The following is a 21,433-nucleotide window of genomic DNA, read 5'->3' as shown; positions in this document are numbered from 1 at the left end:
CGATGCTGCCCGCGCCCCTGACCCTGCCCGCGCCTGCGGGTGGGGCAGCGCCGAAGAAGGCGGCATCGCCGGCCGGCGGCACGTCCCTCGGGCACCAGCAGGCGGGAGCGCGTGCGCACGGGCACGCGCACGCGTCGCGCAACGCCGCCCCGACCGGGCGGGGCAAGGCCGCAGCCTCCGACGAGCAGGACCACACGGCGGCTGAGGCCGCCGACGGCAAGGACTTCGCCTCGGTCGTGACCGACCTCATGGCCTCGCTGGCCGACGCCCAGAGCGACACCGCGCCGGCCGGCTCGGCCGCCGCCGGGGTCACCGCCGGTGCCGCCGCCGCTGCGCCCGTCGTCCCGGTGGCCGTCCCCGCGGACGCGGCACCGGCCGCTGCGCCGCCCGTCGCCTCCGCTCCCCAGCCGATGCCGGTCCAGCTGGCGCGTGCGCAGGCGGTCCCGCCGCCCGGTCCCGCGCCGGCGACCGAGCCCGTCCCCGCGACCGTCCCGGCCGCGGCTCCGGCCGCTGCTGCGCAGCCGGTCGCCGGCGTCACCGCCGAGCCGCAGGCCGCAGCCGCGGTCCCGACTGCGGAGCAGACCACCCAGCCCACGCCGACCACCCAGCCCACGCCGACCACCCAGCCCACCCCGACCACCCAGGCCGCCGGGCCGGTGCCGGCGACCCGCGCGACGCGTACGCCGCAGCCCCCGGCCCGTCAGGCGACCACCGTGGCGACGGCGACGGTGGCCGCGAGCTCCGCTCCCGCTGCAGCCCCCGGTCCCGACCGGGCGCCCGCAGCGCTGCAGGTGCCGGTCGCCCCGACCGCTGCCGCCGTCCCGGCGGCCGCGGCCGCAGACGTACCGGACCCTGCGGCCGCCCCGACGCAGCCGGGCGCTGCGCCGGTCGCGACGACCCCCGTGCCCGCCGCAGCTGCAGCACCCGCGTCAGCGCAGACGCCCACGACGCCGACGGTCGACCCCGCCCGCGCACCCCGTGAGCACGCGGCCGACGCCACCACGGCGGTCGCGTCGCCCGGACCTGCCGCTCCCGCGCCGGCGGCCGACCCCGCCGCACCGCAGGCGCCGGCACCCGCCCTCCACGAGCAGGCGCCGCAGGCCCCCGCGCCGACCCTGCCGGCGCACCTGGCCGCACCCGCCCCCGTGACCGGGACGACGGCGGCCACGCCGGCGAACCCGACGGTGCTGGCGCCCTACGCGACGCCCACCGAGGTCTCGGCCCAGATGCTGGCGGCGGTCGCGCCGCTGCGCCACTCGCCCGACGGCGTGCACCGCATGGTCCTGCAGCTGCACCCGGCCGAGCTCGGCGCCGTGCAGATCACCGCAGAGCTGCGGGAGGGCACCATCCACCTCCAGCTCCACGGCGCCACCGAAGTGGGGCGCGACGCCCTCCGCGGCTCGCTCGACGACCTGCGCCGCGACCTCAGCGACGCCGGCATCACCGCCGGGTCGCTCGACGTCGGCGGCGAGTCGGCCGGATCGTGGTCGCGCGAGAGCGCGAGCGGCGGCGCCGGCCAGCCCGGGGACGGCGGCGACGGCCGCGGCGCGTCCCGCTCCGGGCAGCAGCGTCCCACCGACGACGCGCGTCACTCTCGCGTGTCATCAAGCCAGAGCGACGCGGCACCGAACCTCTCTGCAGGAAGTCGAGCACTCGACATCCGGGTCTGAGAGGAGACGGGTCATGGCGGTCGCACCGACGAGCAGCTACACGCCGATCGCCGACGTCCTCGGGGCGAAGGCACCGAGCGAGCAGAAGCCCAAGACCTCGAACGACGAGCTCGACAAGGACGCGTTCCTCAAGCTGCTCGTCGCCCAGCTGAAGTACCAGGACCCGAGCAAGCCGATGGACAGCTCGGAGTTCATGGCGCAGACAGCGCAGTTCACCTCGGTCGAGAAGCTCACGACCATCGCCGAGGGCCAGGCCTCGATGATCGCCGCCTCGAACTTCCAGGCGGCCAGCTCGATGGTGGGTCGCAGCGTGACCTACCCGGGCGCCGACAACGTCGACGTGACAGGCGTCGTCAGCTCTGCCCGCTTCAGCGCCGACGGACCGGTGCTTCGTGTCGGGGACAAGGATGTTCCGCTCACCTCCGTCAAGGAGGTGACGGCCGCGCCCGCAACGGCGTAGTCGTCCCGGCACACAGCCGGAAGCCCCACACTCCGAAAGCCCAGTCCGAACCGCAGGGAGCACCCCATGCTGCGCTCACTCTTCACCGGCATCAGCGGGTTGAAGCAGCACCAGACCATGATGGACGTCACCGCGAACAACATCGCGAACGTCAACAGCGCCGGCTTCAAGTCCTCGAGCACCGTCTTCGAGGACACCCTGAGCCAGATGATGCGCTCGGCCGGCGCGCCGCAGGACGGCATCGGCGGCACGAACCCCTCGCAGGTGGGCCTGGGCGTGCGCCTCGGCGGCATCTCGACGAACTTCAACCAGGGCTCGACGCAGTCGACCGGCCGCTCGACCGACCTGATGATCCAGGGTGACGGGTTCTTCGCCATCAAGCAGGGCAGCGAGAACATGTACACCCGCAACGGTTCCTTCTCGTTCGACCAGGACGGCCGGCTCGTCACGAGCTCCGGCGGCCTGGTGCAGGGCTGGAGCGGCGTGAACGGCGCCATCGACAAGAACGGCGCCGTCGGCGACATCCAGCTGCCGACCGGGTCGCTGCTCGCGCCGAGCGCGACGGCCAACGCGTCGTGGAAGGGCAACCTGCCCGCCGACAGCACCGACCCGATCAACGGCAAGGACACCTACTACGACCCGCAGGGCAACTCGCACGAGATCGTCTACTCGCTCACCAAGGGCGCGACGACCGGCACGGGCACCGCGGCCGACCCCTACATCGACAACTGGTCCGTCTCCGTCAAGATCGACGGCACCGACACCACCACGCCGGCCGCCAACCTCGCGCTGAAGTTCGACAAGGCCACCGGCACGCTGGTCGGCCCGGCCGCCGCGGGCACGCCGCCCACCCAGGCGCTCACCATCGCCACCCCGTGGGGCAAGGACGTCGCCCTCAACGTCGGCAAGCTCAAGGAGTACGGCGGCGACAAGACCTTCCAGGTCGAGGCGCAGGACGGCTCGGCGATGGGCTCGCTGCAGTCCTTCACGATCTCCCCCGACGGCACGCTGATCGGTGTCTTCACCAACGGGCTCAAGCAGCCACTGGCCCAGATCGCCACGGCGAACTTCAACAACCCCTCAGGCCTCGAGAAGGTCGGCGGCACGATGTTCCGCGACACCGTCAACTCGGGCACGCCGGAGCTCGGCGCCCCGGGCGGCAGCGGCCGCGGTGCCCTGGTCAGCAACAGCCTCGAGATGTCGAACGTCGACCTCGCCGCCGAGTTCACCAACCTGATCGTCGCCCAGCGCGGCTTCCAGGCGAACTCGAAGGTCATCACCTCCAGCGACGAGATCCTCAACGACCTGGTCAACCTCAAGCGATAGCGCTCCAGCTCAGCAGCAGCCCCTCGCGCCCGACGGCGCGGGGGGCTGCTTCGTACGCGCGCTGCGCCGGCGCCCGCGGGCCCTGGCGCCGCGGGCGCACCACCGCGTACCAGCCCGGCCGCGTTCGCCCGTTCGGGGACGGGCACTTGGGCCCGGGACCTCAGGCCCGGGCGCGCGGCGCCGATGAGGAAGGAGCAGGAGGACCGTACGCGGTCGCCTGCGCCGCCCACGGCGTACCTGCCGTCCGGGCAGCACCGCACCTACCAGGAGAGGGGGACAGGCGATGATCGTGCTGAGCCGGCTCAACGGAGCGGCGTTCGCGCTCAACCCCGACCTCATCGAGCGGGCCGAGTCGAACCCCGACACGGTGATCACCCTCGTCGACGGCACGAAGTACGTCGTGGCCGAGTCGATCCACGAGATCGTCGGGCTCATCCGCGACTTCCGCGCCTCGGTGATCGCCGGCGCGCAGGCGATGGAGGACGGGACCTACCCGCCCGCCGCCCGCCCGGGCGACGAGTCCCGCCGCGACACCGAGCACCGCAGGGGCCACCTCGTGCCGCTGCCGACCCGAGAGGGCTGACCCGTGGACCCCGCAGCCCTCGCCGGCATCGTCCTCTGCTTCGTCTGCATCATGGTGTCGACGATCATGGAGGGCGGCAGCCCGATGTCCATGCTCAAGATCCCGGCCATCATCCTGGTGTTCGGCGGCACCATCGGCGCCTGCCTCGCGTCCGGCATGCTCAAGGACACGATCGGCGCGGTCAAGGCCGCGATCGCTGCGCTGACCGCCAAGGCGATCGACAGCAACGGCGTCGTCGACGACATCGTCAAGCTCGCCGAGCGCGCCCGCCGCGAGGGCCTGCTCGCCCTCGAGGACGCGTCCAAGGACATCGACAACGACTTCTTGAAGAAGGGGTTGCAGATGGCCATCGACGGCACCGACCCCGACGAGCTGCGCGAGATCCTCGAGGCCGAGATCACCGCCAAGAAGGGCGGCGACAAGGCGAGCAAGAACTGGTTCAACGACGCGGGCGCCTACGGCCCGACGATCGGCATCATCGGCACCGTCATGGGCCTCGTGCACGTGCTCGAGAATCTCGACAAGCCCGAGACCCTCGGTGAGTCCATCTCGGGCGCGTTCATCGCGACCCTGTGGGGCGTCTGCTCGGCCAACGTGCTGTGGTTCCCGATCGGCAAGCGCATCGCCCGCATCTCCGAGCTGCAGTGCGCCGAGATGGAGCTCGTCGTCGAGGGCATCCTCGCCATCCAGGCCGGGTCGAACCCGCGCGTCGTCGCGCAGAAGCTCAAGTCGCTGCTGCCCGGTGGCGGCGAGGTCGAGAAGAAGGCGGCGTGACGCCGTGAGCGGGCACGCCGGCCACGCCAAGGGCAAGAAGCACAAGGGCGGGCACGAGGAGGAGCACGAGAACCACGAGCGCTGGGTGCTCAGCTACGCCGACATGCTCACCCTGCTGTTCGTGCTCTTCGTCGTGCTCTACGCCATCAGCTCGGTCAACCAGCAGAAGTTCGACGCGCTCAAGGACGGCATGGCCAAGGGCTTCGGCTCGCCGCTCGGCGGACTGAGCGGCTCGACCGGTGTCCTCAACGACCCGGGCACCCAGCCGCAGGCCGTGGACATGGCCGTCGCGACGGTCACCGGCGCTGCCGGCTCGCCGAGCAAGGCGGCCGTCGACGCGGCGACCAAGAAGCTGCTCGCCAAGCAGCTGGCGGCCGCCTCGGAGAAGGCCGAGAAGCTCGAGCAGCTGAAGGAGAAGCTCGACGCCGAGCTGACCAAGAAGGGGCTGCAGAGCACGGTCAACACGCGGGTCACCGCCCGCGGCGTCGTGGTCACGGTCATCACCAACGAGGTGGTGTTCGAGGCCAACAGCGCGGTGCTGCGCTCGGGCGGGCAGAAGATCATCCACACGCTGGCCCCCGTGCTGCGCACGGTCGACAACGACCTGTCGGTCGAGGGCAACACCGACACCACCATGTCGTCGCCCAAGGGCTACGCCAGCGAGTACAACCTCGCCGGCGACCGGGCGTGCAACGTCGTCAACTACCTCGCCCGGACCGAGCGCATCGACCAGGCGCGCATGACGTGCACCAGCAACGGCAAGCAGAACCCGCTCTACCCGGGCACCAGCGCGGAGGCCAACACCCTCAACCGCCGCGTGGAGATCGTCGTGCTCGCCGATGCGGTCAACAAGGACTCCGCCGACTCGCTCAGCGAGTCGGAGGCCTCGAAGCTGGCTGCAGCCTCGACGTCGGCGGACGCCGACCAGCAGATCGCCGACGAGGTGGCCGCCAACAAGAAGGCCGACGCGGGGACGGGCACCCACTAGCCGCCCGCAACCACCCGTTAGGCGGCTGCGGTCCACCGACCGCGCGGCCGAACTCCCCAGAGAACGACCCCCACCAGCGAAGGAACGCACATCATGGCCAAGGACTCGGCCGAGGAGAAGGAAGCCCCCGCCAAGGGCGGCAAGAAGAAGATGATCATCATCGCCGTCGTGGCAGTGCTGCTGCTCGGAGGCGTCTACAAGTTCGTGCTCGCCAAGCCGTCGGCCGCCGTCGCGACCGAGAAGCCGGCGCCCAAGCCCGGCCCGGTGCTGGTCATCGACCCGATCAACATCAACCTCTCGAGCGGCGCCCTGCTCCGTCTCGGCATGACCCTCCAGCTCACCGAGGGGGCGGCCGGCCTGGCGGAGCCGCTCGACCCGGGCAAGGCGCTCGACTCCGCGATCACGCTGTTCTCGGGCGAGGACATCGCCACGCTGCAGTCGAAGAAGGCGGTCGCCAAGCTCAAGGCCGAGCTGCTCCACGAGATCGAGGAGCGCTACACCCCCGAGAAGGAGACCGGCGCGACCGAGGAGCCGGAGTCGTACGTCATGGACCTCTACTTCACGACGCTGGTCGTCCAGGCGCCCACGTCCTGACGAGCGCCCTCCCGCGGGCGGCACGCCCGCCCGCGGGAGGCCCGATCGAAGTACCCCTTTCGGGCTAACCTCGCCCGCGACCGCTGCCGACACCCTTGTCGTGACAGCAGGACAGACCCCGGGCAAGAGCGGCTCGCGCGTCGGCTCGAAGAGCAGCGGGCCCGAGCTCTACGACTTCCGGCGCCCCACGAAGCTCTCGCGCGACCACGTGCGCACGCTGCAGCTCGTCTTCGAGACGTTCGCGCGGCAGTACACGACGCTGCTCACCTCCACGCTGCGCGCGGTCGCCCAGGTCAGCCTGGTCTCGATCGAGCAGCTGACCTACGACGAGTACGTCTCCGGCCTGGCCAACCCGACCCTCATGGTCACGCTGTCGGTCGACCCGCTGCCCGGCGCCGGCGTGCTCGAGATGAGCATCGGCAGCGCGATGGCCTGCGTCGACCACATGCTCGGCGGCCGCGGCTCCGGCAACCAGCCCGAGCGCCCGCTCACCGACATCGAGTCCTCGCTCCTGCGCGACCTGCTCGGCCGCATCCTGCACGAGCTGCGCTACGCCTTCGAGAGTCTGGTCTCGCTCGAGCTGCAGGTCATGACCTTCGAGTACAACCCGCAGTTCGCCCAGGTCGCGTCCCCGAACGACCTCGTCATGGTCGCCTCCTTCGACATGAAGGTCGGCGAGACCGAGACGGTCGCCACGGTCTGCCTGCCCTTCGCGCCCACGCTGGCACTGCTCGAGGCGCACGCCAACCAGCACATCAGCAGCGCGCGCGAGCGGATGCTGCGCGAGAACGCCGCGGTCATGCTCGCCAACCGCATGGAGGACGTGCCGGTCGAGGTGACCGTGCGCTTCGACTCCTCCCTGACGCGCCCCGAGGACCTCGTCGACCTCTCCGTCGGCGACGTGGTGCCGCTGCACCACGTCACCTCCCTCCCGCTGACCGTGCGCGCCGCCGACGTGGTCTTCGCCCACGCGACGCCCGGCTCGGCCGGCAAGCGCCTCGCGGTGCTGGTCGTCGACCCGCCGCCCCCGGACGACGGCCCGCCCCGGGTCTCGTCCGGCCGCCCCCTCCCCTCCACCCACCCCGCAGTCGCCAAGGAGTACGCGTGAGCACCGTCGTCGCCCCCGAGATCGTCGAGGTCGTCCTCGCGGCAGCGGGCGCTGCCGCCGCCGCGCTGCCGAGCGCCGCGCCCTTGGCCGTCGGCTCGCCCGTCACCGACCTGGGCATGCTGCCGCTGCCGCAGAACGCCGCGGTCGCGGTCCTGGCCGGCTTCAGCGGCGGGGTACGCGGCTCCTCCCTCGTCATCGTCCCCTCCGACCTGGTCGAGGCGCTCGCGCAGAGCCCGCTCGGCCAGCTCGACCTCGCCGCCGCCGTGCGTGCCGGTCTCGTCGCCGGCGCCGAGACGCTCGGCCAGGTGGTCGTCGAGGCGGGCACCGAGCTCCCCGTCGAGGTCGCCCTCGAGAGCCTCGCCGGCGCGGGCACCGCGGTCTACGTCCCGCTGCTCGACGGCGGCGAGGTCACGGTCGTCTACGCCGTGGCGATCGCGGGCACCGTGCCCCCGGCCCGCCGCGCCGGTGCCGGCCGTCCCGGCGGCCGCGCCGCCGGCCTCGAGCTGCTGCGCGACGTCGAGATGGAGGTCACGGCCGAGCTGGGGCGTACGCGGATGACCGTCCGCGAGCTGCTCTCCCTCTCGCCCGGCGCCGTCGTCGAGCTCGACCGCGCCGCCGGCAGCCCCGCCGACCTGCTGGTCAACGGCACGCTCATCGCCCGCGGCGAGGTCGTCGTGGTCGACGAGGAGTACGGCATCCGGATCACCGAGCTCGTCGGCCCCGGCGCCGAGGACGGTGCGCGTTGAGCACCGCCCACCTGATGGGCCAGCTCGTCGTCTCGCTCGGCGCGGTCCTCGCGCTGATGTGGCTCGCGGCCAAGGTGATGCGCCGGGCCGGCGGCGGCCGCGTGGCCACCACGCTCGACGTCGTCGCCCGCAAGCAGCTCTCGCGCAGCGCGTCGGTCTCCGTCGTCCGCATCGGGGAGCGCGCGATCATCCTCGGCGTCACCGAGGGCACGGTCACGATGCTCGGCGAGACCACGCTCGAGGAGCTCGAGCTGGAGGTCGAGGAGCCGGCCGTCCCCGCGGTGCGCGCCCCGGGCCGCCGCCGTGCGCTGACCGCCGCCCGCCCGGCTGCCCGGCCGGCCGCCGACGCGGACGCTGCCGGCGCGCTGACCGGCAGCATCCTGAGCCCCACCACCTGGAAGCAGACCGTCGAGGTCCTGCGTGAGCGCACGGCTCGGCGCGGATGAGCCGCCTGGCGAAGCTCGCGCTGGCCACCGGCGTCACCGTCGGCACCTCGCTCCTGACCGCGGGCGCTGCCTCCGCCGCCCCGACTGCGCCCAAGGGCCCCACCGGCCCGACGGGTCCCACCAGCCCGACCGGCGTCACGGTCGACCTCGGCGGCATCGTCGGCAAGCCGTCGACCTCGCTGACGGTCATCCTGGCCATCACCCTGCTGTCGGTCGCGCCGGCCCTGCTGCTCATGTGCACCTGCTTCACCAAGGTGTTCGTGGTGCTGGGCCTGACCCGCAACGCCCTCGGCGTGCAGAACGTGCCGCCGAACCAGGTGCTCGCCGGGCTCGCGCTGTTCATCTCGCTGTTCGTCATGGCGCCGGTGCTCTCGGACGTCAACAAGGACGGTGTGCAGCCCTACCTCAAGGGCGACAAGACGCAGTCCGAAGCCTTCAAGGACGGTGTCAAGCCGCTCCAGCAGTTCATGGTCAAGAAGACCCGCAAGGAGGAGCTCGCGCTCTTCACGAAGGTCGCGCAGAAGGAGAAGCCGAAGTCCGCCGCGGAGGTGCCGCTCACCACGCTCGTCCCGGCGTTCGTCCTCTCGGAGCTCAAGAGCGCGTTCATCATCGGCTTCATCATCTTCATCCCGTTCCTCGTGATCGACATCGTGGTCAGCGCCGGCCTGATGTCGATGGGCATGATGATGCTGCCGCCCGTGATGATCTCGCTGCCGTTCAAGCTGCTGCTGTTCGTGCTGGTCGACGGCTGGGGCCTGGTGATCTCCTCCCTCGTCTCCAGCTACCACTGACGACCACCGCCCCCCTCCCCCCTCCACCAGATCGGACGCGGCTGTGACCGACTCGGCGATCCTCGACATCGCGCTGCAGACCATGCTGGTCGCCGCGAAGCTGTCGGCCCCCATGCTCCTGACCGCGCTGGTCATCGGCTTCGCGATCTCGCTCTTCCAGTCGGTGACCCAGATCCAGGAGGCGACGCTCGCCTTCGTGCCCAAGGCCGCCGGGGTCGGCATCGCCATCCTGGTCTGCGGCAACTGGATGCTGCACACGCTGATGAGCTTCACCAACGAGATGTTCGCCCGCATCCCCTCGCTGCTCGGAAGCTGACGCGTCGCGTCCGTGAACGTCTCCATCGCGACGCCGCTGCTCGTCAGCTTCCTGCTGGCGACCGTACGCGCCGCCGCCTGGCTGTTCGTCGCCCCGCCGTTCTCCTCGAGGGCGGTGCCGACGCCCGTCAAGGCGGTGATCGCCTTCGCCCTCGCCCTGCCGGTCGCGCCCCGGCTCAAGGTCGACGTGACCGGGTTCGACACCGCCGCGCTCGTCAGCGCGGTCGTGCTGCAGACGTTCATCGGCATGGCGCTCGGCTTCGTCACCTACCTGCTGTTCGCGGCGATCCAGGCCGCCGGCGACCTCATCGACCTCTTCGGCGGCTTCCAGCTGGCCAGCGGCTACGACCCGCTCTCGATGACGCAGAACAGCGTCTTCGGCCGGCTCACCTCACAGATCTCCACCATGCTGCTGTTCGCCTTCAACGGCCACCTGCTCATGGTCCGCGGCTTCGAGTCGTCCTACGACGCCGTGCCGCTCGGCACGGGGCTCGACCTCGACCGCATCATGCACGTGCTGACCACCTGCCTCGGCCAGTTCGTCCTCGCGGCGCTGCAGATCGCGGCACCGATGATCGGCGTGCTGTTCGTCGTCGACGTGGGCCTCGGGCTCCTGACCCGCATCGCACCCGCCCTCAACGCCTTCCAGCTGGGCTTCCCGGCGAAGATCCTGGCCACGCTGCTCATCTTCGGCGCCTGCGTGCCGCTGCTGCCCTCGGCCGTGCAGCGCATCACCGACCTGTGCCTCCACGCGATGGCGGCCACGATGGGGATGGGGGGCTGAGCGGTGAGCGGCGAGAAGACCGAGAAGCCGACAGCCAAGAAGCTGCGCGAAGCCCGCAAAGAGGGGCGCGTCGCCCGCACCAACGACCTCTCCACCTGGCTCGGGGTGCTGGCCGCCAGCTTCGTCATACCACTCACTGCCTCCCGGGCGACCGACAAGATCCGGCAGCTCTCGATCGACTCGCTCGCCGAGATCTCCGACCCCCAGCCGGCCGACGCGGCCCGGCTGCTGAGGACCGGCCTGGGCGACATCGCCTCGCTGGTCGGCCCGCTCTCGCTCAGCATCATCGCCGTGGCCGTCATGTCGACCGCCTCGCAGGGCGGCCTGCCCATCGCCACCAAGAAGCTCAAGCCCGACTTCAAGCACCTCAACCCGATCGGCGGGCTCAAGCGCATGTTCGGGCCGCAGGGTGCGTGGGAGGCGACGAAGTCGCTGCTGAAGGTGACCATCCTGGCTCTGGTGGTCTGGCACGCCGCCCAGGGCATCAAGCCGCTGCTCGGCCACGGCAACGTGCTGCCGCTCTCCGGGGTGCTGCGCATCGTTGCAAGCACCGCGCTGACCGCGATGCGGGAGGCCGCGCTCGCCGGCCTGGTGCTGGCCGGCGCCGACTTCGCCATCGTGAAGAAGCGCATCGACAAGGGCCTGCGCATGAGCAAGCAGGACATCAAGGACGAGCACAAGCAGGCCGACGGCGACCCGCAGATGAAGGGCAAGATCAAGCAGCGGCAGATGGAGATGAGCCGCAACCGCATGATGGCCGAGGTGCAGAGCGCCGACGTCGTCATCGTGAACCCGACGCACGTCGCCGTCGCGCTGCGCTACGACCCGGCCAAGGGCGCGCCGCGCGTCGTCGCGAAGGGGAAGGGCGTCGTCGCGGCCAAGATCCGTGCCCTGGCGGAGGAGCACCGCGTGCCCATGGTGCAGGACGTGCCGCTGGCACGGGCGCTGCACAAGGCGGTCGACATCGGCGGCGAGGTGCCGCCGGAGCTCTACAACGCGGTCGCCCGCGTGCTGGCCTTCATCATGTCGCTGAAGGCGCGGGGTTCTGCGGCAGGCGTCCATCGCGTACCTGTCGTCGCTGCCAGGCGCTGAGCCCGCAGGCGTGAGGAAGGTCACCGGGCACTGGCCGGCACCCGTGTCTCCCCAGGTGGGAGGCGGTTCGTGCACCCGCCGTGAGATGCGCAACAGGTTGAGAGCGCAAGAAGGCTCAGGTGCCGCACCTAGGCTGACGTTGTTCTCATCACCGGTGCACCACCGGTCGTCGCCAGGCCTCGCCGAGTCCTGTCCCGCCAGGCGACGTACTCCCGAACACCGGGACAGGAGCGGGGGACCCACTCCTCCAGAGGATCTCCGCCGTGTGGCACAGCCACCGGCTCGGGGTGAAGCCGCGACGCAGCGGCCGGGGCGCTTCCAGTCCCCGAACCCGACAGCTCACCTCGCAGGCGTACCTGGAAGGTCCTGCCTTGCTGCACGCCGTCACCGGCGCGCGCACCTCCGTGCGCCGCCTCGCCCTCGCCCTCTCGCTCAGCGCCGCCGCGGTCGTCGTCCCGCTCGCCGGGGAGGCCGCCGCCACTCCCGCCGCCCCTGCGGCTGCGGTCGTCGCGCAGGCCGCGCCGACCGTCACGCCGAGCGCCGTGACCCGCACGGCCGCCGCCCACCGCAGCGCCGCCGCCCGGCACGCCGCCGTGGTCCGCCGCGCCGCCGCCGTCCGCGCCCACAAGGTCGCCAAGCTGCTGAAGACGGCCGCCGCCCTCAAGGGCCGGCCCTACGTCTACGGCGCCACGGGCCCCCGCTCGTTCGACTGCTCCGGCTTCACCGGCTGGGTCATGCGCCACGCCGGAGGCACCTCGCTGCCCCGCACCAGCGGCCAGCAGTACGCCGCCTCGAAGAAGATCTCCAAGGGGTCGATGAAGCCGGGTGACCTGGTCTTCTTCCGCTCCGGCTCTCACGTCTACCACGTGGCGATCTACGCGGGGCACAACCGCATCTGGCACGCCCGCCAGCCCGGCCAGGGCGTCGCGCTCACCCCGATCAGCTCGCACAGCTGGGTCGCCGGCCGCGTCATCTGACCCTTCCCCACGACGTCGGGGGTCCTGGTCGCCCCCACGGGGCGATGGGGGACCACGACGTCGTGGTGGGGAGGATGGGGGCATGTCGAGCGAGCTGCGAGTCGCGGTGCTGGGCTACGGCCTGGCCGGCTCCACCTTCCACGCCCCTGTGATCAACGCGGTGCCCGGGCTGCGCGTCACCGCCGTCGTCACCCGATCCGAGGAGCGGGCGGCGGCGGCACGTGCGGTCCTGCCGGGGGTGGAGGTGCTCGCGTCGGCCGACGAGGTGTTCGCCGCGCCCGAGCGCTTCGACAGCGTCGTGGTCGCGACGCCGAACCGTACGCACCTCGACCTCGCGCGCGCCGCCCTCCTCGCGGGCCTCCCGGTCGTCGTCGACAAGCCGCTCGCCGTCACCCACGACGAGGGGCAGTCGCTCGTGAGCCTCGCGCGCGAGTCGGGGGTGCTGCTCACCGTCTACCAGAACCGGCGCTGGGACTCCGAGCTGCGTACGCTGCAGGCCCTGCTCGCCGACGACGCGCTCGGCGACGTGCACCGGTTCGAGTCGCGCTTCGAGCGCTGGCGCCCGGTGCCCAAGCCCGGCTGGCGCGAGAGCGGCGACCCGGCCGACGCGGGCGGGCTGCTCAACGACCTCGGCAGCCACCTCGTCGACCAGGCGCTGCACCTGTTCGGGCCGGCGACCTCGGTCTACGCCGAGGTCGACACGCGGCGGGCGACGGTGCAGGTCGACGACGACGTGATGGTCGCGCTGACGCACGCGTCCGGGGTGCGCAGCACGCTGTGGGCGAGCGCTGTCGCGGCCGACCTCGGACCGCGGCTGCGGGTGCTCGGCAGCGCCGGCGCCTACGTGGTGCACGGCCTCGACGGCCAGGAGGAGGCCCTGCGCGCGGGACGCACGCCGGCCGACCCCTCGTGGGGTGCGGTGCCAGAGAGCGCGTGGGGACGGCTCGGCGCCGGTGACGACGTCCGGCCGGTGCCCTCGCTGCCCGGTGCGTGGCAGGAGTTCTACGTGCAGTGGCGCGACGCGCTGCTCGGTGCCGGCCCGGTGCCGGTCGACTCGGCCGACTCCGTGCGCGTGCTGGCGGTCCTCGAGGCGGCGCGCACCTCGTCGCGCGAGCAGCGGGTCGTCGCGCTGGCCCAGTCCTGACGTGCCTGTGGATGACGCAGCGCACGGACCGCCCGACCCGCCTACCGTGGCGACCTCACGACGTGGGACGGGGAGGTACGCGGTGGATGAGCGGCTGGAGCTCGACACGGCACGACTGCGCCGGGTGGCGGCTGGGCTCGACGCGGTGTCCCGCGCCCTGTCGGCAGCTGCGCTCGTCACGCCGGCGGTCGAGGCGTCGGGCTCGCACGCCGTTTCCCACGCCCTGCAGGACTTCTCGGACGGCTGGCGCAGGAGGCGCGCCGCGCTGGGCGCCGACGTCGAGGCCCTGCGGGCACGCACGGCCGAGGTGGCCGACGGGTTCGAGTCGACGGACCATGCCCTGGCGCGGGCCGTCAGAAGCAGCGGGCGGTGATGCGCCCTCGCGACTGGTCTGCTCTGGCACAGCACGACCCCGTGCCGGGTGACCCTGTCGAGATCCTGCGTGCTGCCAGGCAGTTCGCCGCTGTCGCCGACGAGGTGGAGCGACAGGCGGCCGAGCTGCGGGCGCTCGCCCAGGCGCCGGGCGCGACGTCGGAGGCGGTCGACGCGCTCCGCGACGCGGCGGGCGCGGTGGCCGTGCGGCTCGGGCGCGTGCCGAGCCGCTACCGCGTCGCAGCGGGCGCCCTGACCGAGTGGGCCGGCGAGCTCGAGTCCGCCCAGGAGCTCGCCGACCGCGCGCTGCTGCGGGCGCAGGCGGCCGCAGCGGACGTCTCTCCGGACGGGCCGACCGAGCTGGCGCGCGACGAGCTGCGGCGCGCGCAGCACCTGCTCGCCGAGGCGGTCGACTCCCGCGACCGCGCCGAGCGGAGGGCTCGCGACGCCCTCGAGCGGGCGCGGCACAGCGACCACCTCGACGACGGCCGGTTCGCCGGGGTCCACGCGGCCCTCCACGAGGCTCTCCACGAGGCGTGGAGCGGCATCACCGGCACGGGGCACTGGTTCGCCGACCTGCACCACCTCGCGGCCCTCTGCAGCTGGGTGTCCACCGTCACCGGCGTGCTCTCCCTGGTCTTCTGCCTGGTCCCCGGTCTCAACGGCGCCCTCGCGGCCGCCTCCCTGCTGACCGGCTGCGTCGGCCTGCTGGCCGACGCCGAGCTGGCCCGCCGCGGGCAGGGCAGCCTCGCCACCGTCGGCGCCGACGCGCTCGGCATCGCGCTGGGCAGGGTCGGCGGCAAGGGGCTGCTGGGCGCGGTGTCCGGCCTGCGCAGCGAGACGGCCCGCGTCAGCGCCGCGGCGGCGGAGTCGGCCACGCGCACCGCTGCTGCTCCTCGGGTGGCGGCAGCGACGCGTACGCTGCGCCGCCCCGGCGCCGGAGCGCTCTCCCGAGCGCGTGCTCAGCTCGTCCTCGACGACGTCGAGGGCGCGGTCGCCGCCGCCCGGAGCTCGGCGGCGGGTGCCTCGCTCGCCGGTGACCTGCCGCGGATCACCCGCGGCGACCTGCGCCTCATGGTGGTCGCCGGCGGCGACCTGGCCGCCGCGCGCGCGGCCAAGCTCGCGCAGGCTGCTGCGGCGGCGCACCCGGCTGACCTCGGCGTGGCGCGAGCCGCGGCCGACGCCGGCGTCCTCGTGCGCCGGATCGGTGTCGCACGCGGCCTCGCCAGCGCCTACGACCTGTGGGGCAAGGTCCCCGTGGCCGTCGGGGCGGCCGTAGGCGCCGTCACGCCGCGCCACCACGAGGGGCGGGCGCGAAGGTCGCGGGGCCGGGCGGCGGTCGCGTGGTGACCGCCCGTCCCCGCGCGACGTGGGCCGGCTGCACGCTGGCGCTGCCGTCCGGCTGGGTCGACGTGCCCCTGGACGGGCGGCGGCGCCGCGCGGTGGGCCGGCTCCTGCGCAGCGCGGGACCGCTGCCGCCGGGCACCGAGCGGCACCTGCGCCGCGAGCTCGACGCGTTCACCGCGCGGGCGGCGGCGCGGGGCGTCGAGTCGCTGCACCTGTGCGCGCGCAGCGTCGACGGCGTGCCCCTGGCGGCCTCGCTCACGACCAGCCGCGCGGCCCTGCCGCCCGGCGGCATCGACGCGGTCCAGGCGGCCCTCTCGTCGGCGGGCGGGACAGTCGAGCGGCTCCCCGGCGTCGGTGGCGGCGCGCCTGCTGTGCTCAGGGCGAGCGCTGCCCCCGGGTCGGTCACCTACTGGTGCGCCGGGCCGCGCGGCACGCTGCTGCTGCTGGCGTTCGAGGCACCCGTGCCCGAGCTGGCCGATGCCTACCGAGTGCTGTTCGACGCGGTCGTGGCGACCCTGCGCTGGGAGGAGGCCGCGGCGTACCCTGCTCGACCGTGGCCACCGCTTCCTCCACGCGTGTCGAGCGCGACGAGCTCCTCGAGTTCCTCCGCCCCCGCCGCAAGGGGCTGCTCGTGACGACCCGGCAGGACGGCCGGCCGCAGGTGTCGCCGGTCGCGTGCGGGGTCGACGGCGAGGGCCGGATGGTCGTCTCGACCTACCCCGAGCGCGCCAAGGCCCGCAACGCCGAGCGCGACCCGCGGGTCTCGCTGTGCGTGCTGTCCGACGACTGGGACGGTCCGTGGGTGCAGGTGGACGGCCGGGCCGAGGTGCTGCAGCTGCCCGAGGCCGTGGAGCCGCTGGTCGACTACTACCGCGCGCTCGTGGGGGAGCACCCCGACTGGGACGACTACCGCGCCGCGATGGTCCGGCAGGGCAAGTGCCTGATCCGCGTGGGGATCGAGCGCTGGTCGCCGATCGCCACCGGGGGGTTCCCCGCCCGGCTGGCCCAGCAGGGGTAGGATTCGACGAAACCTACGGTTCCGTAGCCGTAGGGAAGCCTCCTCGACGAACAGGAACTCGACGATGACCGAGCGCCGCCCCACCCAGCTCGAGCTGCTCCACGAGCTCGAGCCGGTCGTCGAGGAGAACCTCGAGCGCCACCTCAAGGTCGCCAAGGAGTGGATGCCCCACCAGTACATCCCGTGGAGCGAGGGCCGCGACTTCGACGGCCCGCTCGGCGGCGAGGCGTGGGACCCCGAGCAGTCGCGCATCACCGAGGTGGGCCGCACCGCGCTGGTGGTCAACCTGCTCACCGAGGACAACCTGCCGAGCTACCACCACGAGATCGCCAAGGTCTTCGGCCGCGACGGCGCCTGGGGCACGTGGGTCCACCGCTGGACCGCGGAGGAGGGCCGGCACGGCATCGCGATCCGCGACTACCTGCTGACCACCCGCGCGGTCGACCCCGACGCGCTCGAGCGCGCCCGCATGGTGCACATGGGCCAGGGCTTCGAGACCAAGCAGGACGAGGACATGCTGCGCTCGGTGGCCTACGTCTCCTTCCAGGAGCTCGCCACCCGCATCTCCCACCGCAACACCGGCCGGTTCACCGACGACCCGATGTGCGAGGCGCTGCTCGCCCGCATCTCGACCGACGAGAACCTCCACATGGTCTTCTACCGCAACCTGCTCGCGGCCTCGTTCCAGCTCTCGCCCAACGAGACGATGCGCGCGGTGACCGAGGTCGTGAAGACCTTCGAGATGCCCGGCAGCACCATCGACGACTTCGGCCGCAAGTCGCTGCAGATCGCCCTCGCGGGCATCTACGACCTGCGCATCCACCACGACGACGTCATCTCGCCGGTGCTGCGCGCCTGGGGCGTCTGGGACATGGAGGGCCTCGACGCCGACGGCGAGGCCGCGCGCGAGGAGCTCGCCGAGTTCATGGCCAAGACCGACGCGACCGCGACGCGGTTCGAGGAGAAGCGCGACAAGCTGCGCGCGCGCATGGCGGCCACCGGCCAGCAGCCCGACTCGCGCGCGGCCCAGTAGCCCGACCTCGGGCACACTGGACCCGGTGAGGATCTTCGGCTTCCCCCTGCGGGTCAGCCCCCTGCTGCCCGTGGTCCTGCTCGCGCTGGGCCAGGGCGGCGGGTCGACCGCGGGGCTCGTCGCCTTCGTGGTCGGCGGGGTGGTGGCCATCCTGGTCCACGAGCTCGGCCACGCGTTCGCCGCGCGCGCCGCGGGGGCCCGCGAGATCGAGATCGCGCTGGTGGCGCTGGGAGGCGTCACCACCTACGTCTCGCCGCCGCAGTCGCGGTGGTCGCGCATCGGCATCGCGGTCGCCGGCCCGCTGACCGGGGTCGCGATCGGCGTGCCGCTGCTCGCCGTGCGCCTCGCGGGCGACTTCTCCTACGACACCGCGCGCGTGCTCGAGTCGCTGGTCTTCGTGACGCTCGGCTGGGCGGTGCTCAACCTGCTGCCGGTGCGCCCCTTCGACGGCGGCCACGTGCTCGAGTCGGCGCTGCCGGGGAGCGAGCCGACGCGGGTGCGGCTCGCCTCCGCGATCTCGGTCGTCTTCGCTCTCGCCGTCGCGGCCTGGGCCTACCAGCGCAGCACCTGGACCGCCGGCATGTTCCTGGTGGTCGCGGTCATCAACCTGCTCACGCTGCTGCCGGAGCGCCGGCGCGGGTCGGCGACCAGCGCCGAGGAGCGGTCGTACGCCGTGGTGGCCGACGTCGTCGCCGGCCGCCTCGACGCCGCCCGCACCACCGCGTCCGCCGGGCGGGTGGACGCGTCCGTGCAGGCGCTGCTCGCGGGCCTCGGCGACCCTGGTGCGGCGACCCGCCTCGAGGGCCTGGTGGCCGAGCGGCCCGACCCGCTGCGGCGTACGTCGCTGCTGGTCTGGGCGGTCACCGCCCGCGACTGGGAGCGCGCCGTCTCCGCGGTGGCCGGCGGGCCGCTGCCCGTCGACGTGGTCGTGTGGGCGATGGGCGCGGCGCGCACGTCGGGCCAGCCGCGCTTCGGCGCGGCCCTCGGCCAGGCGGCGCTGCCCTGGACCAAGGACCCCCAGCTGGCCTACCTGACCGCCCGGTGCTGGGGTGCGGCCGGTGCACCGGAGCGTGCCTACGACGGTGTCGTCTACGCCACCACGCTGGGCCTGCGCGACCTCTCGGCGGTGGCCGACGAGCCGGACCTCGCCGCCATGCGCCGGCTGCCCGCCTGGGCGGCGTTCGCCGGCGCCACCGACCGCTAGGCCCCCGGTCGCTCGGAACGCAGCACACAGGTACGGCGGTTAGTGTGAGGAAGGGCCGCAGCAGAGCTGCGACGCCCGTACCCCCCGCTCTCCACCTCCTGCCCCGAAGGTTGCTCGTGCGCCGTCTTGCTGTGCTCGCCCTGTCCGGCTCCTTCCTGCTCGCCGCCTGCGGCGCCAGCAGCTCTCCGGACGCGGGCTCGTCCGCCGCCTCGCCGGGGTCGAGCGCACCGAGCTCCAGTGCGCCGAGCTCCAGCGCCCCCGGCGCGAGCGCCGACGCCTCCGGCACGCCCGCGCCGAAGGTGCCGATCTCGACGGAGGTCGGCTTCACCGCCTCCGGCGCCTACGGCGACAAGCCGACTCTCACCTTCACGGGCAAGCCCGGCACCTCGCTCGGCGTCAAGGTCGTGACGCCGGGCACCGGCGCGGTCGTGAAGGCCGGCGACATCCTCGACGCCGACTACCTGGGCCAGGTCTGGGGCGGCAAGGTCTTCGACAACTCCTACGACAAGGGCACCGGCGCCGCGTTCCCGATCGGCACCGGCAAGGTCATCTCCGGCTGGGACCGCACGCTCGTCGGGCTCAAGGCCGGCAGCCGGGTGCTGCTCTCGATCCCGCCGTCGGAGGGCTACGGCTCGGGCGGCCAGTCCGAGGCCGGCATCAAGGGCACCGACACGATCGTGTTCGTCGTCGACATCGTCGGCACCTACAGCAAGACCGCGGCCAGCGACCCGAAGGCGGTCGACCAGGGGGCGACGGTCCCCTCGACGCTGACGATCACCGGCAAGCCCGGCTCGCCGGCCAAGGTCGTGGCCGCCAAGGACTACAAGGCGCCTGCCAAGGCCAAGATGACCGTGCTCGCCAAGGGCACCGGCAAGCCGGTCACGACCGCCGTGCTCGTGCAGTACGCCGCGGCGCAGGCCGGTGGCGCCACCGAGTCGTCGTGGGACGCCGACGGCCCGCAGACCGTCCCGGTCAGCGACGCGCAGGCGGGCCCGTTCCAGCTGCTCAAGGGCGTGCCGGTCGGCAGCCGCGTGCTGCTCGAGGTGCCGGCCGACACGACCAACGGCCAGGCGGCCGCGGTCTTCGTCGTCGACCTCGTCGGCATCCCGCAGTCGGCCAAGCAGGCGCGCGGCTGACGGCTCGCCCCGACGTACGAGACAGGCCTCGAGGCCCGGCTCAGCTGCTGGCGACACCAGCGGCGAGCCGGGCCTTGCGCCGTCCGTAGAACGCGTAGAACGCCAGGCCGATCGCCATCCACACGGCGAAGCGGATCCACGTCTCGAGCGTCAGGTTGAGCATCAAGTAGATGCAGGCGAGCGCCGAGAGCAGCGGCACGACCGGCGAGAACGGCACCTTGAACGTGCGCTCGAGGCCGGGGTCGCTGCGGCGCAGCAGCGGCACCGCCAGCGAGACCAGCACGAACGCGAACAGCGTGCCGATGCTGACCAGGTTGACCAGCGTCGCGAGCGGGACGAAGCCGGCGAGCACGGCCACCAGCACCGTCACGACGACGGTGACGCGGTGCGGCGTCCCGAACTTCGGGTGGACGACGCCGGCGGCACGGGGGAGCAGGCCGTCGCGGGCCATGGCGAAGCCGATGCGGCCCATGGCCACGATGTCGACGAGCACCACCGTGGTGAGTCCGGCGACCGCGGCGACGTCGACGAGCGTGGCCGCCCAGCCGGCCCCGACGGACTTGAACGCCGAGGCGATGGCGGCGTCGTCGTCGATCTTGTCGTACTCCACCATCCCCGTGAGCACGAACGAGACGCCGATGTAGAGCGCCAGCGCGATGCCCAGCGTGCCCAGCAGACCGAGCGGCAGGTCGCGCTGCGGCTTGCGCGTCTCCTCGCTGACGTTCGCGACCGCCTCGAAGCCGGTGAACGCGAAGAAGACGATCGCCATGGCGGTGAGGACGCCGCCGATGCCGTAGACCGCAGGGTCCAGCCCGAAGACCGCCTCGACGACCGTCTGCTTGACGCCGGCGTCGCCGCTGCTCTGCTTCGAGGCGGGGATGAAGGGCGTGATGTTCGAGCCCTTCACGTAGAACAGCCCGACGACCACGATGAAGATGCAGATGGCGACCTTGATCGAGACCAGCACGCCGGTCACGCGCGCCGACTGCCGCACCCCGACGTACGCCACCAGGCCCAGCACCAGCGTCAGCGCCACGGCGCCGACGTTGACCGTCGAGCCGTCCTCCGCGAACCACCGCGTCGGCAGGTCGAACAGGTTCCCGAGGTAGCCGGACCATGCGCGGGCGACGCTCGCGGCGCCGAGCGCGAACTCGAGGACGAGGTCCCACCCCACGATCCACGCGAAGATCTCTCCCATCGTGGCGTAGGCGTAGGTGTAGGCGCTGCCCGCGGTCGGCACGCTCGAGGCGAGCTCCGAGTAGCAGAGCGCGGCGAGGAACGAGGCCAGCCCGGCGAAGGCGAACGAGAGCACGATCGCCGGTCCCGCGTGCGCCTTCGCCTCCACGCCGGTCAGCGTGAAGATGCCGGCGCCGATGACGATGCCGATGCCGAAGCCGATGAGGTCGAAGACGCCCAGCTGCTTCTTGAGCCGGCCTGGGCCCTCCGTGCCGTCGTCGTCCCCGCCCTGGGCCAGGATGTCGTCGACGGGCTTGGTGCGGGTCAGTCCGAGGCTCATGCGCGGGGC

24 protein-coding genes and 1 riboswitch are annotated in these 21,433 nt (G+C 72.9%); of the genes, 23 read left to right on the top strand and 1 reads right to left on the bottom strand.

Annotated features, from left to right (window positions below; genetic code table 11):
* Positions 1-2: 2 nt before the first annotated feature.
* The 23 genes from CLV35_RS02660 (at position 3) to CLV35_RS02550 (ending at position 19,908) form a co-directional block, all read left to right on the top strand.
* Positions 3-1,670 (top strand): flagellar hook-length control protein FliK, encoded by a 1,668-nt coding sequence (locus tag CLV35_RS02660; RefSeq protein ID WP_231121497.1) that lies wholly within the window; start codon positions 3-5, stop codon positions 1,668-1,670.
* A 13-nt stretch (positions 1,671-1,683) separates the two neighbouring features.
* The gene (locus CLV35_RS02655) at positions 1,684-2,130 is read left to right on the top strand and encodes a flagellar hook assembly protein FlgD (protein ID WP_121191860.1); all 447 of its coding nucleotides are present in this window, start codon (positions 1,684-1,686) and stop codon (positions 2,128-2,130) included.
* 66 nt (positions 2,131-2,196) lie between these two features.
* Positions 2,197-3,456, top strand: coding sequence for a flagellar hook protein FlgE (locus CLV35_RS02650; protein ID WP_121191859.1), 1,260 nt, complete (start codon positions 2,197-2,199; stop codon positions 3,454-3,456).
* 283 nt (positions 3,457-3,739) lie between these two features.
* Complete coding sequence (locus CLV35_RS02645) at positions 3,740-4,039, top strand: flagellar FlbD family protein (RefSeq protein ID WP_121191858.1); 300 nt, start codon at positions 3,740-3,742, stop codon at positions 4,037-4,039.
* Between the two features lie 3 nt (positions 4,040-4,042).
* Positions 4,043-4,813 carry a motility protein A gene (locus tag CLV35_RS02640; RefSeq protein ID WP_231121397.1) on the top strand — a complete coding sequence of 257 codons (771 nt, stop codon included), beginning with the start codon at positions 4,043-4,045 and terminating at the stop codon, positions 4,811-4,813.
* A 4-nt stretch (positions 4,814-4,817) separates the two neighbouring features.
* On the top strand, positions 4,818-5,801 hold the full coding sequence (locus CLV35_RS02635; RefSeq protein ID WP_183061623.1) for an OmpA/MotB family protein: 984 nt from the start codon (positions 4,818-4,820) through the stop codon (positions 5,799-5,801).
* Positions 5,802-5,894: 93 nt separating this feature from the next.
* Entirely contained in the window at positions 5,895-6,395 is a 501-nt protein-coding gene (locus CLV35_RS02630) for a flagellar basal body-associated FliL family protein (protein ID WP_121191856.1), read from the top strand.
* Positions 6,396-6,495: 100 nt separating this feature from the next.
* The gene (locus CLV35_RS02625; RefSeq protein ID WP_121191855.1) at positions 6,496-7,503 is read left to right on the top strand and encodes a flagellar motor switch protein FliM; all 1,008 of its coding nucleotides are present in this window, start codon (positions 6,496-6,498) and stop codon (positions 7,501-7,503) included.
* The gene (fliN, locus tag CLV35_RS02620) at positions 7,500-8,249 is read left to right on the top strand and encodes a flagellar motor switch protein FliN (protein ID WP_121191854.1); all 750 of its coding nucleotides are present in this window, start codon (positions 7,500-7,502) and stop codon (positions 8,247-8,249) included. Before CLV35_RS02625 ends, fliN begins: the two co-directional genes overlap by 4 nt.
* Complete coding sequence (locus tag CLV35_RS02615) at positions 8,246-8,695, top strand: flagellar biosynthetic protein FliO (RefSeq protein WP_147431851.1); 450 nt, start codon at positions 8,246-8,248, stop codon at positions 8,693-8,695. The genes fliN and CLV35_RS02615 overlap by 4 nt, the downstream gene beginning before the upstream one ends.
* Positions 8,692-9,486 carry a flagellar type III secretion system pore protein FliP gene (fliP, locus tag CLV35_RS02610; protein WP_121191852.1) on the top strand — a complete coding sequence of 265 codons (795 nt, stop codon included), beginning with the start codon at positions 8,692-8,694 and terminating at the stop codon, positions 9,484-9,486. The genes CLV35_RS02615 and fliP overlap by 4 nt, the downstream gene beginning before the upstream one ends.
* A gap of 43 nt (positions 9,487-9,529) precedes the next feature.
* Positions 9,530-9,802 carry a flagellar biosynthesis protein FliQ gene (fliQ, locus tag CLV35_RS02605; protein WP_121191851.1) on the top strand — a complete coding sequence of 91 codons (273 nt, stop codon included), beginning with the start codon at positions 9,530-9,532 and terminating at the stop codon, positions 9,800-9,802.
* 12 nt (positions 9,803-9,814) lie between these two features.
* Positions 9,815-10,585 (top strand): flagellar biosynthetic protein FliR, encoded by a 771-nt coding sequence (gene fliR, locus CLV35_RS02600; RefSeq protein ID WP_121191850.1) that lies wholly within the window; start codon positions 9,815-9,817, stop codon positions 10,583-10,585.
* 3 nt (positions 10,586-10,588) lie between these two features.
* Positions 10,589-11,677, top strand: a complete 1,089-nt coding sequence (locus CLV35_RS02595) for an EscU/YscU/HrcU family type III secretion system export apparatus switch protein (protein WP_121191849.1) — start codon at positions 10,589-10,591, stop codon at positions 11,675-11,677.
* A 207-nt stretch (positions 11,678-11,884) separates the two neighbouring features.
* Positions 11,885-12,045: riboswitch (cyclic di-AMP (ydaO/yuaA leader) on the top strand.
* Positions 12,046-12,048: 3 nt separating this feature from the next.
* The gene (locus CLV35_RS02590; RefSeq protein ID WP_231121395.1) at positions 12,049-12,654 is read left to right on the top strand and encodes a C40 family peptidase; all 606 of its coding nucleotides are present in this window, start codon (positions 12,049-12,051) and stop codon (positions 12,652-12,654) included.
* A gap of 82 nt (positions 12,655-12,736) precedes the next feature.
* Positions 12,737-13,798: a Gfo/Idh/MocA family protein gene (locus CLV35_RS02585; RefSeq protein WP_121191848.1), complete on the top strand. Its 1,062-nt coding sequence runs from the start codon at positions 12,737-12,739 to the stop codon at positions 13,796-13,798.
* An 82-nt stretch (positions 13,799-13,880) separates the two neighbouring features.
* Positions 13,881-14,171, top strand: a complete 291-nt coding sequence (locus CLV35_RS02580; protein WP_121191847.1) for a hypothetical protein — start codon at positions 13,881-13,883, stop codon at positions 14,169-14,171.
* A gap of 41 nt (positions 14,172-14,212) precedes the next feature.
* Entirely contained in the window at positions 14,213-15,520 is a 1,308-nt protein-coding gene (locus CLV35_RS02575) for a hypothetical protein (RefSeq protein WP_121191846.1), read from the top strand.
* Positions 15,517-16,152 carry a hypothetical protein gene (locus CLV35_RS02570; RefSeq protein ID WP_147431850.1) on the top strand — a complete coding sequence of 212 codons (636 nt, stop codon included), beginning with the start codon at positions 15,517-15,519 and terminating at the stop codon, positions 16,150-16,152. The genes CLV35_RS02575 and CLV35_RS02570 overlap by 4 nt, the downstream gene beginning before the upstream one ends.
* A complete protein-coding gene (locus CLV35_RS02565) occupies positions 16,071-16,535 on the top strand; it encodes a PPOX class F420-dependent oxidoreductase (RefSeq protein ID WP_121191844.1) in 465 nt (154 codons plus the stop codon). Before CLV35_RS02570 ends, CLV35_RS02565 begins: the two co-directional genes overlap by 82 nt.
* Positions 16,536-16,599: 64 nt before the next feature.
* Positions 16,600-17,568 carry an acyl-ACP desaturase gene (locus tag CLV35_RS02560; RefSeq protein ID WP_121191843.1) on the top strand — a complete coding sequence of 323 codons (969 nt, stop codon included), beginning with the start codon at positions 16,600-16,602 and terminating at the stop codon, positions 17,566-17,568.
* Between the two features lie 25 nt (positions 17,569-17,593).
* Positions 17,594-18,772, top strand: coding sequence for a M50 family metallopeptidase (locus CLV35_RS02555; RefSeq protein WP_121191842.1), 1,179 nt, complete (start codon positions 17,594-17,596; stop codon positions 18,770-18,772).
* 116 nt (positions 18,773-18,888) lie between these two features.
* Positions 18,889-19,908: an FKBP-type peptidyl-prolyl cis-trans isomerase gene (locus CLV35_RS02550; protein ID WP_147431849.1), complete on the top strand. Its 1,020-nt coding sequence runs from the start codon at positions 18,889-18,891 to the stop codon at positions 19,906-19,908.
* 40 nt (positions 19,909-19,948) lie between these two features.
* Here the strand turns inward: CLV35_RS02550 and CLV35_RS02545 are convergent, their stop codons facing one another.
* Positions 19,949-21,424: an amino acid permease gene (locus CLV35_RS02545; RefSeq protein WP_121191840.1), complete on the bottom strand. Its 1,476-nt coding sequence runs from the start codon at positions 21,422-21,424 to the stop codon at positions 19,949-19,951.
* Positions 21,425-21,433 lie beyond the last annotated feature (9 nt).

Source organism: Motilibacter peucedani (assembly GCF_003634695.1).
In the GTDB taxonomy this organism is placed as follows: domain Bacteria; phylum Actinomycetota; class Actinomycetes; order Motilibacterales; family Motilibacteraceae; genus Motilibacter; species Motilibacter peucedani.
Note: the sequence above shows the minus strand (reverse complement) of the source record. Positions and strands in the feature narration are given on the sequence as shown.

Coding starts and splice junctions, on each gene's coding strand:
- CLV35_RS02660 (WP_231121497.1), top strand. CDS start 3: ATGCTGCCCGCGCCCCTGACCCTGCCCGCGCCTGCGGGTGGGGCAGCG.
- CLV35_RS02655 (WP_121191860.1), top strand. CDS start 1,684: ATGGCGGTCGCACCGACGAGCAGCTACACGCCGATCGCCGACGTCCTC.
- CLV35_RS02650 (WP_121191859.1), top strand. CDS start 2,197: ATGCTGCGCTCACTCTTCACCGGCATCAGCGGGTTGAAGCAGCACCAG.
- CLV35_RS02645 (WP_121191858.1), top strand. CDS start 3,740: ATGATCGTGCTGAGCCGGCTCAACGGAGCGGCGTTCGCGCTCAACCCC.
- CLV35_RS02630 (WP_121191856.1), top strand. CDS start 5,895: ATGGCCAAGGACTCGGCCGAGGAGAAGGAAGCCCCCGCCAAGGGCGGC.
- fliP (WP_121191852.1), top strand. CDS start 8,692: ATGAGCCGCCTGGCGAAGCTCGCGCTGGCCACCGGCGTCACCGTCGGC.
- CLV35_RS02585 (WP_121191848.1), top strand. CDS start 12,737: ATGTCGAGCGAGCTGCGAGTCGCGGTGCTGGGCTACGGCCTGGCCGGC.
- CLV35_RS02560 (WP_121191843.1), top strand. CDS start 16,600: ATGACCGAGCGCCGCCCCACCCAGCTCGAGCTGCTCCACGAGCTCGAG.
- CLV35_RS02545 (WP_121191840.1), bottom strand. CDS start 21,424: ATGAGCCTCGGACTGACCCGCACCAAGCCCGTCGACGACATCCTGGCC.